Annotated in this window: 11 protein-coding genes; 4 read left to right on the top strand and 7 right to left on the bottom strand. The window is 64.5% G+C overall.

Features of this window, described 5'->3' with window-relative positions:
* Positions 1–14: 14 nt before the first annotated feature.
* From araA to araB, 3 genes are read right to left on the bottom strand one after another with little or no spacing between them, the layout of a single operon-like run.
* A complete protein-coding gene (gene araA / locus QM615_RS06015; RefSeq protein WP_149405224.1) occupies positions 15–1499 on the bottom strand; it encodes an L-arabinose isomerase in 1485 nt (494 codons plus the stop codon).
* 37 nt (positions 1500–1536) lie between these two features.
* Positions 1537–2214 carry an L-ribulose-5-phosphate 4-epimerase gene (locus QM615_RS06010; protein WP_149405225.1) on the bottom strand — a complete coding sequence of 226 codons (678 nt, stop codon included), beginning with the start codon at positions 2212–2214 and terminating at the stop codon, positions 1537–1539.
* Positions 2211–3884: a ribulokinase gene (araB, locus tag QM615_RS06005; protein WP_149405226.1), complete on the bottom strand. Its 1674-nt coding sequence runs from the start codon at positions 3882–3884 to the stop codon at positions 2211–2213. The genes QM615_RS06010 and araB overlap by 4 nt, the downstream gene beginning before the upstream one ends.
* A 255-nt stretch (positions 3885–4139) precedes the next feature.
* Between araB and fdhA the strand changes: the two genes are divergently transcribed.
* Positions 4140–5357: a formaldehyde dehydrogenase, glutathione-independent gene (gene fdhA / locus QM615_RS06000; RefSeq protein WP_068046827.1), complete on the top strand. Its 1218-nt coding sequence runs from the start codon at positions 4140–4142 to the stop codon at positions 5355–5357.
* A gap of 27 nt (positions 5358–5384) precedes the next feature.
* Positions 5385–5588, top strand: a complete 204-nt coding sequence (locus tag QM615_RS05995) for a zinc-ribbon domain-containing protein (RefSeq protein ID WP_068046830.1) — start codon at positions 5385–5387, stop codon at positions 5586–5588.
* Between the two features lie 60 nt (positions 5589–5648).
* On the opposite strand, the gene QM615_RS05990 is transcribed toward QM615_RS05995, so the two are convergent.
* Positions 5649–6806, bottom strand: coding sequence for a beta-ketoacyl synthase N-terminal-like domain-containing protein (locus tag QM615_RS05990; protein ID WP_223145632.1), 1158 nt, complete (start codon positions 6804–6806; stop codon positions 5649–5651).
* 191 nt (positions 6807–6997) lie between these two features.
* Between QM615_RS05990 and QM615_RS05985 the strand changes: the two genes are divergently transcribed.
* Complete coding sequence (locus QM615_RS05985; protein WP_188078551.1) at positions 6998–8605, top strand: sensor domain-containing protein; 1608 nt, start codon at positions 6998–7000, stop codon at positions 8603–8605.
* A 113-nt stretch (positions 8606–8718) separates the two neighbouring features.
* Positions 8719–9651: a glycoside hydrolase family protein gene (locus tag QM615_RS05980; RefSeq protein ID WP_149405609.1), complete on the top strand. Its 933-nt coding sequence runs from the start codon at positions 8719–8721 to the stop codon at positions 9649–9651.
* 15 nt (positions 9652–9666) lie between these two features.
* On the opposite strand, the gene QM615_RS05975 is transcribed toward QM615_RS05980, so the two are convergent.
* From QM615_RS05975 to QM615_RS05965, 3 genes are all read right to left on the bottom strand, one after another.
* Positions 9667–10692 (bottom strand): phosphotransferase family protein, encoded by a 1026-nt coding sequence (locus QM615_RS05975; protein WP_149405228.1) that lies wholly within the window; start codon positions 10690–10692, stop codon positions 9667–9669.
* Entirely contained in the window at positions 10689–11900 is a 1212-nt protein-coding gene (locus tag QM615_RS05970; RefSeq protein ID WP_149405229.1) for an acyl-CoA dehydrogenase family protein, read from the bottom strand. Before QM615_RS05970 ends, QM615_RS05975 begins: the two co-directional genes overlap by 4 nt.
* Before the next feature lie 91 nt (positions 11901–11991).
* Entirely contained in the window at positions 11992–12609 is a 618-nt protein-coding gene (locus QM615_RS05965) for a TetR/AcrR family transcriptional regulator (protein ID WP_149405230.1), read from the bottom strand.
* Positions 12610–12671: the final 62 nt, after the last annotated feature.

Genomic DNA, 12671 nt, shown 5'->3' with positions numbered 1-12671 from the left:
CCGGAGCAACGACCTCACAACTTCGCCGCGAGTCGGTGGTATGCCGCGTTCCATCGCAGTGTCTGTTGGAATTGACGTGTGGTGGTTGCGGAGTCGATGGTGAGCAGCTCGACGCCGATCATGTCCGAGAATGCCTCCAGCACAGGCAGGCCGATCGCGGTACTGAGAACCGTGTGGTGGGGTGCCCCTGCGGTCAGCCACGACTCGGCCGATACCGACAGCGAGGGCTGCGGCTCCCACACAGCGCAGGCCACCGGCAGATTCGGTAGCGCCTCGTCGGGCTCGACGACGTCGATCACGTTGGCCGTCAATCGAAATCGTTCACCGACGTCCGAGAGTCCGACGACGATGCCGTGGCCGGGATCGGCGGTGAAGCGCAGGCGCACCGGGTCTTCGCGGCCGCCGATGGAGAGCGGATGGATCTCGAGCGTAGGCCGCGAGGTCGTGATCGACGGGCATACTTCGAGCATGTGTGCGCCCAGGATCTTCTCGGCCCCCGGGACGAGGTTGTAGGTGTAGTCCTCCATGAACGACGTTCCACCGTCGAGTCCCTCGGCCATCACCTTCATGGCGCGCAACAACATCGAGGTCTTCCAGTCGCCCTCACCGCCGAACCCGTACCCGTCGGCCATCAGGCGCTGCACCGCGAGTCCTGGCAACTGGCGAAGCCCACCGAGATCCTCGAAGTTCGTGGTGAAGGCCTTGAATCCACCGTCGGTGAGGAACTTCCGCAGCCCGGCCTCGACCCGGGCACCGTAGCGGAGCGAGTCGTGGCGGTCACCGCCCTTGTCGAGACTCGGTGCGATGTCGTACGACGACCGGTATTCGTCGATCAGGTCGGACACGGCCGATTCGCTCACGCCGTCCACGACCTCGACCAGATCGTTGACGCCGTACGTGTTGACGGAGACTCCGAATCGCAGTTGGGCTTCGACCTTGTCGCCCTCCGTCACTGCGACGTCGCGCATGTTGTCGCCGAAACGTGCCAGGCACAGTGACCTCAACTCCGCGCGGCCGAGAGCTGCTCGCACCCACTGCTCCGCACGCTCGATCACCGCGGGGTTGTCGACGTGACCTGCCACGATCGTGCGCAGAACACCCACCCGAGATTCGACGTGTCCGAATTCGCGGTCCCCGTGGGCGGCCTGATTGAGATTCATGAACTCCATGTCGATCGTCGACCACGGCAACGACATTCCGGCCTGCGTGTGTAGGTGCAGCAGCGGGACATCCAACGCGTCGAGGCCGGCAATCCACATCTTGGCGGGGGAGAAGGTGTGCATCCAGGTCACGACGCCCACACATTCGTCGGCGGCGTTCGCCTCGCGCATACGGCGCAGAATGGACGACGCGTCGAGCAGCACCGGCTTCCAGACCACCGAGACGGGCAGTGCCGCATCGAGTTTGTCTGCGATCTCGCGAGACTGAACTGCTACCTGCTCGAGGGTCTCGGGGCCGTAGAGGCTTTGGCTGCCGGTGAGAAACCATATTTCGGACATGGGGGTACCTCCGGGGAGAGAAGATCGGGCGCGCCGGTCAGCGCTGGCCGTAGACGTTCTGATAGCGGTCGTAGAGTGCGTCGACCTTCGAGCTCGGAATGGGAAGAGGCTGTCCCAGTTGATAAGCCAGGTGTACCGACCTCGCGACGTCCTCGCACATGACCGCGGCTTTCACCGCAGATCGGGCGGATGGGCCGACCGCGAAGACACCGTGGTTCTGCATGAGGATCGCCGGAGATCGACTGTCGGCGAGGGTATCGACGATGCCGCGTCCGATCGAGTCGTCGCCTATCACGGCGAAGGGGCCGACCGGAATGTCTCCGCCGAATTCGTCCGCGCACATGGTGGTGACCACAGGGATGGGTTCTCCTCGGGCCGCCCACGCCACCGCGTAGGGCGAATGTGTGTGCACCACACCGCCGATGTGGTCGAGATGCCGGTACACATAGGCCTGCGCCTCGGTGTCCGAGGAGGGTGCATGGTCACCCTCGACCACCCTGCCGTGCAGATCGCACACCACCATGTTGCCGGGCGTGAGGTCGTCGTAGGAGACTCCGCTGGGCTTGATGACCATGAGGTCCCGGCCGGGGACCCTCGCCGAGACGTTGCCTGCCGTCCAGACCACCAGTCCGTAGCGCACCAACTCGGCGTGCAATCTGCACACGTCACGGCGCACTTCCTCGATGACCTCGCGCACATCGTCGACGACCGTCATGACGCGTCCACCTTTCGCGTCAGTGCGTCACGTCGAAGCGCCCGCAGTCGGCGCATGGTCGGCACGTCTCGGCCGAATCGATCGTGTAACTCCAGATAGATCTCGAACAGGGAATCGTAGGCCGCCGAGCGTGATTCGTCGGGCACGAATGCGCCGCGACGTACCTTGCCCATCGATTTCGCCGCGACGGGTACATCGGGGTAGCACCCGGCTGCCACCGCGGCATGGATGGCCGATCCCAGTGCCGGTCCCTGTGCAGAAGCGATGACCGACAACGGCATTCGCAGCACATCGGCGTATATCTGCATCAGGAGCGGGTTGCGTGCCAACCCTCCCGCCACCACGAACTCCTCGACCGGAACGCCGCTGTCGCGGAACGTCTCGACGATGACTCGGGTTCCGTACGCCGTTGCTTCGAGTAGCGCGCGGTAGGTGTCCTCGGGCCGCGTCGCCAGCGTGGTTCCGATGACCAACCCGGAGAGTTCGTGATCGACCAGGACCGATCGGTTTCCGCTGTGCCAGTCGAGCGCGACGAGCCCGTGCTCACCCACGTCCTGCGTCTGCGCGAGACGCGTCAGGTGCTCGTGTACCGACTCACCCGCCGCTTCCGCCGCCTCGCTGTACGACGCGGGAACCGAGGTCCGTGTGAACCATCCGAAGATGTCGCCGACGCCGCTCTGTCCTGCCTCGTAGCCGAAGGATCCGGCGACGATTCCACCGTCCACCACCCCGCACATTCCGGGAACTTCCTTGAGGACGGTCGAGCTCATCACGTGGCACGTCGAGGTTCCCATGATGGCGACCATCCGGCCCGGTTCCACCGCTCCGGCCGCGGGGGCCGTCACGTGCGCGTCGACGTTGCCGACAGCGACGGCGATGCCCTCGGGCAGCCCGGTCCATCGCGCGGCCTCAGCGGTCAACGTACCTGCGCGAGAACCCAACTCGCCCAGGGGCTGATCGAGTTTGTCGGCGACGAAGGAACCGAAGCCCGGTGCCAACTCTCTGAGAAAGTCCGCGGACGGGTAGTGCCCGTCCTGATAGATCCCCTTGTATCCGGCAGTGCACGCATTGCGCACGTAATGTCCGCAGAGTTGCCAGACGATCCAATCGGCCGCTTCGACCCATCGGTCCATCGCGTCGTAGATCTCGGCGTCTTCCTCATGGATCTGCAGCGCCTTGGCGAATTCCCATTCCGAGGAGATCAGTCCGCCGTAGCGAGGGAGCCAACTCTCACCGCGCTGCTCTGCCAGATCGTTGATGCGGTCCGCCTGCCCCTGTGCTGCATGGTGTTTCCACAATTTCACGTACGAGTGCGGCCGATCGGCGAAGCGCGGATCCTCACACAGCGGAGTGCCGTCGGCGTAGGTGGGCACCATGGTGCACGCGGTGAAGTCGGTACCGATGCCGACGACCTGGTCGGGTTCGATGCCCGCGGCGGCCAGAGCGGCAGGCACCGCGCGGCGCAGGACGTCGCGATAGTCGTCGGGCACCTGCAGTGCCCACGCGTCGGGCAACCGAACCGTGCCGCCGGGCAGCGTCTCCTCGAGCACCGCGTGTCGGTAATCGTGGACTGCCGAGGCAATTTCGGCACCGTCGGACACGCGAACGACGACGGCGCGTCCGGACAGGGTGCCGAAATCGACACCTACCGTGTACTGGTCAACCGGCATGCAAAACTCCTTCGCGGTGCCACTTGCTGTGACGTGTGCAACACAGTGTGAGCGCTAACATCGGTCGAGTCAAGTGCGTGGGATGCATCGGTTCATCGAGTGCGAGGCGAGAGTGTTCACTCGCGCCGATTCGAGTTTCTCGTCAACGCACCTATTCGCAACTGTGCATACTGGTGTGAGGCAGGCCACAGGTGCGATCGGGTCGATGATCTCGGCTCGATGAGCACACAACTCACTCGACGAAGAGGAGAACTCATGGCAGACAACCGCGCAGTGACGTACGCAGGACCGGGCAAGGTGGAGGTCCAGGACATCGCTTTTCCGGGCCTGGAGTTGACCGACGGCCCCGGAGTGAACCCGGCGAACATCGGCCGCAAGTGCGAGCACGGAGTGATCCTCAAGGTTGTCTCGACCAACATCTGCGGCAGTGATCAGCACATGGTTCGCGGGCGAACCACTGCACCCGAGGGGTTGGTGCTCGGTCACGAGATCACCGGTGAGATCGTCGAGGTCGGTAGAGACGTCGAGTTTCTGAAGGTCGGTGACATCTGCTCCGTACCGTTCAACATCGCCTGCGGCCGGTGTCGTAACTGCAAGGAGCGCAAGACCGGAATCTGTCTGAACGTCAACCCCGATCGACCGGGTTCGGCATTCGGCTACGTGGACATGGGCGGTTGGGTCGGCGGCCAAGCCGAATACGTCATGGCACCGTACGCAGATTTCAATCTGCTCAAGTTTCCCGATCGTGACCAGGCCCTGGAGAAGATTCTGGACCTGACCATGCTGTCGGACATCTTTCCCACCGGGTTCCACGGGGCGGTGACCGCAGGGGTGAAACCCGGTGCGACGGTGTACATCGCGGGTGCGGGTCCGGTCGGCCTCGCCGCCGCTGTCGGCGCACAACTATTGGGAGCGTCGGTGGTGATCGTCGGCGACATGAACGCCGACAGGCTCGCCCAAGCGCGAACGTTCGGTTGCGAGACCGTCGACGTGGGCAAGGGAGCTCCGCAGGATCAGATCGAGCAGATCCTCGGAGTCCCCGAGGTCGACGCGGCCGTCGATGCGGTGGGATTCGAAGCCCGCGGACACGGCGGAGATTCGTCTCGTGAAGCGCCTGCGACGGTTCTCAATTCGTTGATGGACATCACCACGGCCGGCGGTGGAATCGGCATCCCGGGGCTGTATGTCACCGGAGACCCCGGTGGCGTGGACGAGGCGGCCCAGCGCGGCGCGTTGTCGTTGAGTCTCGGCACCGGTTGGGCGAAGTCGCTGTCGTTCGCCACCGGTCAGTGCCCGGTGATGAGCTACCACCGTGAATTGATGAATGCGATTCTGAAGGAACGTGTCTCGATCGCCAAGGCCGTGAATGCCACCGTCATCTCGCTCGACGACGCACCACGCGGCTACCGTGAATTCGACAGCGGAGTCGCACAGAAGTTCGTCATCGATCCCCACGGCATGATCGCGAGCTGACTCCGTCCGGACCCCTAGGCTGGTGTCATGTTTCTTCTCTTCGGTTTCGGCAGCAAGCGCAAACACATCGGCCCGGGGGCAACCCGAAACTGTCCGCGGTGCCACAACACCACCCAGTGGGCGCGGATGAAGCAGTACCAGCAATTCACGCTGTTCTTCGTTCCGGTCGCACGCTGGAAGCGCGTCGAGTTCGAGGAATGCGGAATCTGCGGTAACGCAGCGCAGGTCTGAAGTCCGCACGCCGGTCCGGCAGCCCGCGACCACGCGGGCTGCCGGACCGACGAGTGCAGCTCACGCCGGAGCCAACACCACCACCGAGTTGTGTCCGCCCATTCCCAATGACGATTTCACGGTCAATCCTGCCTCGGCGGTGGTGAATCCGTCGAGCAGCAGGGGATGAGCATCAGAGACCTGCGGGGCCGCCGGAACGAGTCCGCGCTCGAATCCCATGACTGCCGATACGGTTTCGATTGCCGAGGCCGCCCCCTGGCAATGTCCCGTCAGTGGCTTCACCGAGTACACCTGTGCGTGGGATCGAAGCACCGTCTCCAACATCGCAGTTTCGGCCGCATCGCACTGTGCGGTGCCGGGACCATGAGCGTTGAGATACCGCACCTGCCGGGCAGTGACGTCGGCGTCGACCAACGCCTGCTCGAAGCAGGCCCGCACCTGGGTGAGCGCAGGGTCGATCGAGGTGGCATGAAACGCGTCGTGTGTCATCGAACCGCCCAGCACCCGCGCGTACGAGGCCGAGCTGCGCGTCGACAGAACGAATGCCGTTGCAGCCTCACCCATTCCGAATCCGCGGCTGCCTTCCTGAAAGGGGCGGCAGCCTTCCTGTGGCTCGACGTCCACGACACCGACGCCGAGCGCGACGAAGTGGTCGATGTTCTCCGGAGTCAGAGACAGATCGGTGGCCACGAACACCACGTCGTCGACGAACCCGGTATCGAGCCACATCTTGGCGGTGAGCAGCCCTGCATTGCCCGACGCGCACATCGCCGAGACATTCATGGCCGGCCCGTGAAAGCCGTATTCCTGCATCAGTAGTGACACCGGAGTCGACGGCATCAGCGTGAGATAGTCACGAACACGGCGCCGGCCGCCGTCGTGCAGATAGAAGTTGCGCCACTCGTCCACTTCACCCAGGACGACGGCGTGGATCAGACCCACTCGCCGACCCGGCTGCCAGCCCCGCGCCATCGCGTCGTCGATGGCCTCCCGCGCTGCCCCGCGAAGTGCCCGCCCGAATCGGCTGGTGCCATCGCTCTGGTCCCCGCCGTCGGGGACTTTCGCCAGCCACACCGGATTCTGCCCCGGTCGGGTGTGGTCGTGGTGCAGCGTGGCCGCCGCCTTGCCCGTGGACAGGCCGTCCCACAGGGCGGATGCGCCCCAGCCGTAGCCGGACAGTGCGCCGATACCGGTGATGTCGATGCCGAGAAAGCTCACGTCGAAATCCGTTTCTTGTCGAGTTACGCGAACCGGATTCGGTTCGCTCCTCGATTTAGCCCCGCAAACAGGCGTCAGGTCCAGCCGAGAAACCGGACATAAAGTTCAAAACAGACATGAGCCGCCAACGGCACGTTCGTAAGTGGTTCAATCGGGTGTTGACCGTCCGTCTACGATCGCGAGGACCGAGCATGGCTCCAGGGGAGCGTGATGGCGTCGGCGACCCCCGATCGAGTCCCGCGTTGCCCGGGCTCGCCGATCGCTACCGGGTTCTCGTCGAGCATTCGCCGGACGCCATCGGGGTCCATCGGCGAGGCATCCTCGTCTACCTCAACCCCGCCGGGATGCGATTTCTGCGTGCCGAGGCAGCAACGGACGTCATCGGGCATCCGATCACGAAGTTCATCGCTGCCGAATCGGTGGGCCCCATGCTCGCGCGGATCGCCGCCCTCGACACACACGGCACCGCCAGCGCCGCGTCGGAAGCGACGGTGCTGGCCCTCGACGGGACGACACTGGCGATGGAAGCGGTATCGGTGCGCACGGTGTGGAACGGTGAGCCGGCGTTTCAGGTCATTCTTCGCGATCTCACCGAACACAAGGCGGCGCAGAAGGCGCTGCAGAAGCAAGCCGCTCTGGTCGAGCACGTCAGCGATGCCATCATCGGTGTGTCCGCGGACGGTCTGGTGTCGAGTTGGAATCCCGCTGCGGAGTCGGTCTACGGTCGACCGGCAGCGGACGTGCTCGGCCGTGACGTTTCGGCGGCCGTCGGGGTGCCCTGCGATCCGGCCGCGATTCTCGCTGTCGGCGGCCGACTGACGGATTCCCATCGACATGCCGAAGGGACGGCGCTTGCGGTGATCGTGTCGGCTGCCCAGATGCCCGACGGTTACGTGTTGGTCTGCGCCGACCAGAGCGCAGTACGCAGAGTCGAGGATCATTTCACCGCGGTCGTGGAATCGCTGGAGGCCGGTGTCGTCGTTCTCGATCACACCGGCCGTATCGAATCGGCGAACCTGGCTGCGAAGACCATTCTCGACATCCAGGTCGGGTTGGCGACCGCAGGACAGGCATCGGTTCTTCCGTTTCGGGTGTACGGCACCGACGAAGAGCCGATTCACCCGTTCGAGCATCCGGTCGCCGTCACCAGGAAAACCGGTGAGCCCTGCCAGGCGGTGATCGGGGTCGAGCGTCGCCGAGACGGTCGGAACTTCTGGTTGTCCTTGACGGCGACGATGCTCACCCCGGTCGACCCGAACCCCTCCGTGGTGGCGACGTTCGTCGACATCACCGACACCTACCGGATGAGCATGAAGCTCGAGCATGCGGCGACGCACGACGACCTGACCGGCCTGCCGAACAGGCCCTTGATTCTGGCTCGCCTGGACGAGCAACTGGCGATGCCTGATCGCGAGGACTCCATGGCCGTGCTGTTCATCGACCTCGACAACTTCAAGACCATCAACGATCTACACGGTCATACTGTCGGCGACGCCGTTCTGGGGGTGGTCGCAGACCGACTGACACGCGCGCTCCCGGCCGATGCCTTCGTGGGTCGTATCGGGGGTGACGAGTTCGTGGCGGTCGTTTCGCGGTGCGTCGGTACCGAGGCCGACGACGTTCGTGCCGAACTGGCCACGCCCATCACCGCCGCGGGACGAGTGTTGACGGTGACGGCGAGCATCGGTGTCGTCACCGTCGACCGCGACGACACCCGAAGTGCACTGGACATACTCGACGATGCCGATCACGAGATGTACCAGGCCAAGCCCGCAACCCAGTACATTTCGCATTCATAACAACATCGGTAACAATCTGTTGTAGCTGTTACCAAAGTTACGCATGGTGCGTACGGGTCGGACATACTTCCTCGGTGACATCCACCGCACGCAGGTTCCTGTTCGTCGTCCCGATGGTGATCCTGGCTGTCGCCGGACTGCTGTTCTCCGCCGCAGGAACAGGTGCCGCTGCACCCTCCGCGTGGCGCTACACGATGGTGGCGTTCAGCAACGACAGCGATCGAGACATGGATGTCTACCAGTCCAGCGACGGCACCGATTTCACAGCACTGCAGACATCGGCGTATCGACCTCCGTCCGGAGTGGTGCGCGACGCGAGCATCTTCCGGCACACCGACGGGATGTACTACGTGACGTACACGACCGGCGGCGGTGCGAACATCGGCTTCGCGCGCAGCAGTGACCGCGTGAACTGGACGTTCCTACAGAACTTCCCGATCCCGTTCTGCTGCGCTTTCCTACCGGGCACCGGAGCCGGAACCGGATCTGCCAGCCCTTCCGGATTCAGTGGATCGGCCGGCTTCTCGGACGGACCGTCCTTGTCTCCGTTCACCACGAAGGCATGGGCACCCGAGTGGTTCGTCGAGGGTGGCCGCGTCAGCATCATCGTCTCGCTGTCGACCGGCGGCGGGTTCGTGCCCTATCTGATGACGGCCATGGATCCAGGCCTGCGGATGTGGAGCTTCCCGGTTCCGTTCGTCGGCATCGGAGCGGACCACATCGACACCACGGTGGTCAAGGTAGGGCCGACCTACCACGCGTTCACCAAGAACGAGACCCACAAGGTCATCGAGCACTGGACGGCACCGTCGTTGATCGGGCCGTACACCGTCGTTCCGACCCGCGATTTCGGACCACTGAAAGAAGGCCCGGCAGTCATCGAGTTGCCCGACGGCACCTGGCGGTTGTACTACGACGACTACACCAACCAAAAGTACTTCTACTCCGACAGTACGGACGGGCTGAACACCTGGTCCGAGCCACAGGAGCTTCCGGGTGTGTCCGGCACCGTCCGTCACGTCGGTGTGATGAGAGAACCTGCCTAGACAGCGAGGTTCGCGTCAGTCGGTGGTTCCGGCGAGTGCACGCAGCCCGGCTGCGATGAACTCCCCGGTGGCCTCGGCGGCCTTGCCTGCACCGGCCCCGGTGTCGGAGCCCGACAGCGCACGGTAGGTGATTCCCTCGCCGATCACTCCGAGCTTGAAATTGGCGAGGGCGAGGTAGAAGCCCCAATCATGAAGTTCCCGACCGGATTCCACTGCGTAGTGTTGCGCGAGGTCTGCCGCGGAGGGGTACCGATCGCTCGTCCAGGCAGCGTCCGCGCCGAGGACTGCATCGAAGACCGGTTTGCGGTAGATGCACATCAGAGCCACGTCGGTGAGCGGATCGCCGAGCGTGGACATCTCCCAGTCCACAACCGCGGCAACGGAACCGACGTCATGGGCGTGGAGAATGGTGTTGTCGACGCGATAGTCGCCGTGCACGATGGACGACGCAGATCCCGCCGGTACTGCTGCTTCCAGCGCACGATGCAATCGTTCGACGTCGGGTAGATCACGAGTCTTGACTCGTTCCCACTGCCGAGCCCACGTCGCGACCTGTCGCGAGACGAACCCGTCGGGACGGCCGAAGCTGCCGAGGCCCACAGAGTCGGGATCGACCGCATGCAGCCTGGCGAGCACTCGGACCAACTCGGCGGCGTTCTCGGTGACCTGCGCATCCGTCAGATCGCGAAGATCCTCGCGGCTACGAACGACTCGGCCGGGTACGAAGTCGACGACGGTCATGGGTGCACCGAGCACCGAGCCGTCTCGATCGAACGCAATGGTCCCGGCGACCGGAACGTCGGTGGATGCAAGCGCTTCCGTGACGGCCCACTCGCGGGCCATGTCGTGCGCCGAGGGGGTGAGCCCACTCGTGGGAGGGCGGCGAACAACCCATGTCGAGGAGTCGTCGAATGCCTTGTAGGTGAGATTGGAGCGACCCCCGCTGATCATCTCGACCGACAGTTCACCGTCGACCTCGATGCCGTTCCCTCGCAGGAACTGCTCGAGCGCATCGCGATTCATGCCCGGAAGTTCGCTCACGACTGTGCCTCCCGCGCTGCGCGCTTGGCTGCACCGATCGTCCGCTTGGCGATGGCCCAGCGGTGTACCTCGGACGGGCCGTCGTACACACGGAACGGACGCACCTCGCGTGAGAGCCTCGCCAGCGGAAGATCGTCCGATACGCCGAGCCCCCCGCACATCTGAATGCTGCGGTCGACGATGCGGAAGATCGCCTCGGCGGCGAACGTCTTGGCAATGGAGGTCTCGTTGCTCGCGTGCCCACCCCGATCCAGCTCGAAGCAGGCCTTGGTCAACAGAGCGCGGGTGGCCGCGATGTCGATCTCGTTGTCCGCGACCATCTTCTGCACCATGCCCAGATCGCCGAGTTTGCCGCCGAAACCCTCGCGCTGCGCAACCTGTGTGACGGCGATGTCGTGGGCTCGCCTCGAGGCCCCGAGCCACCGCATCACGTGAGTCATGCGGGCGGGTCCCAAACGCACCTGGGCGTAGGCGAATCCCTCGTCGACGGCCCCGAGAACGTTGTCGTCGGGCACGAACACGTTCTCGAAGAACACCTCGCAGTGCCCGCCGATCATGGCTTTGTCCAGGGTGCCGATGTGACGGCCGACCGTGATCCCCGCGGTGTCCGCAGGGGCCAGGAACATCGTCGCGCCGCCGCGATCTCCTGGCTTACCGGAGGTGCGGGCCATGATGATGAAGAAACCTGCACCATCGGCACCGGTGATGAACCACTTGTGTCCGTTGATCTTCCAGCCACCGTCGACCCGCTCGGCCGCAGTGGTCAGGGCCGAGGGATCGGAACCGGCACCCGGGGCGGGTTCGGTCATGGCGAATGCCGAGCGCATGTCACCGCGCGCCAGGGGAGCGAGAAACTGCTCCTTCTGCGTCGTCGATGCGATGTGGGCGAGCATGTGCACGTTGCCCTCGTCGGGTGCGCCGAGGTTGAGAGCGATCGGTCCGAACAGTGAGTAACCGGCTTCCTCGAACACCGGAGCGCGGTCACTCATGGACAGACCGTGGCCGCCGTATTCGACGGGGGCATGTGGGGCGAACACGCCGGCATCCTTGGCGGCCGCCTGCATCTCGACGCGAAGTCGATCGCCGCCGGCATCGGCGACGTTCCCCAGAAAGCGGTCCTCGATGGGAAGCACGTGTTCGCGAGTGAACGTGCGCGTCCTCTCGATCAACTTCTCGATGTCGGGGTCGAATGTCAGATCGATGGCCACGATGCGCTCCCATTCCGGTGCCGACCGAACACTCGCTCGGTCACTGGAAGGTTGGCACAATCACTCGATCGGGTCAAGGATTCCGGGGCAGCTACTCCCGCCCGCCGGTCGTAGCTCCGACCGTGCGACGGGCAATGTCGAGATACACCGCCACCAGCTCGCTCGGAGACAGCGGCCCGTCGGGTCGATACCACGTTGCGACGCCGACGCACATCGTCGTGACGGCTCGGCTGGCATCCGCCGGGTGCGGAGTGTCGAAGACGCCGGACTCGACGCCGTCGACGACGATGGCGTCGAGCACTCGTTGCTCCTCGTCCCGCTTCGCGATGTACGCGGCGCGATTCGCGGATTCGAGGCTGCGGATCTCCGTCGAACACACGAAGGCGGCGTCGCGTCGGTGAATGTGGAACAGCAGCAGGGACTCCACGACCGCGTCGAACCGATCGCTCGGCAACGGACCTGCTTCGTTCTCGGCCGATCGAGTCCGATCCAGCAATTCGTCCATCGACGCGTCCATGATGCCGACCAGCAGGGCCTGCTTGGATGGAAAGTGGTGGTACAGGCCGGGAACGGACAGGCCGGCACCTGCCGCGATCTGCCGCACCGATGTGCCGTGGTACCCCTGCTCGACGAACGTGTTCAGCGCCGACGCCAATGCTGGGGAGAGGTTCGATCCCTCGTACGTGCGCCAGATGTGGGTCGCGGTCATGCGCTTACCGTAGAGGTCGACCGGGGTGTCACCGGCCGCTACGCACCGGGTTGACACCGAAG

The sequence above is a fragment of the Rhodococcus sp. IEGM 1341 genome, assembly GCF_030056895.1.
Lineage (GTDB): Bacteria > Actinomycetota > Actinomycetes > Mycobacteriales > Mycobacteriaceae > Rhodococcoides.
This window is presented reverse-complemented; position numbering and strand designations above follow the sequence as displayed.

Bases quoted from the DNA above. Each gene is read 5' to 3' on its own strand.
- araA (WP_149405224.1), bottom strand. From the start codon at position 1,499: ATGTCCGAAATATGGTTTCTCACCGGCAGCCAAAGCCTCTACGGCCCC.
- QM615_RS06010 (WP_149405225.1), bottom strand. From the start codon at position 2,214: ATGACGGTCGTCGACGATGTGCGCGAGGTCATCGAGGAAGTGCGCCGT.
- araB (WP_149405226.1), bottom strand. From the start codon at position 3,884: ATGCCGGTTGACCAGTACACGGTAGGTGTCGATTTCGGCACCCTGTCC.
- fdhA (WP_068046827.1), top strand. From the start codon at position 4,140: ATGGCAGACAACCGCGCAGTGACGTACGCAGGACCGGGCAAGGTGGAG.
- QM615_RS05995 (WP_068046830.1), top strand. From the start codon at position 5,385: ATGTTTCTTCTCTTCGGTTTCGGCAGCAAGCGCAAACACATCGGCCCG.
- QM615_RS05985 (WP_188078551.1), top strand. From the start codon at position 6,998: ATGGCTCCAGGGGAGCGTGATGGCGTCGGCGACCCCCGATCGAGTCCC.
- QM615_RS05980 (WP_149405609.1), top strand. From the start codon at position 8,719: ATGGTGATCCTGGCTGTCGCCGGACTGCTGTTCTCCGCCGCAGGAACA.
- QM615_RS05965 (WP_149405230.1), bottom strand. From the start codon at position 12,609: ATGACCGCGACCCACATCTGGCGCACGTACGAGGGATCGAACCTCTCC.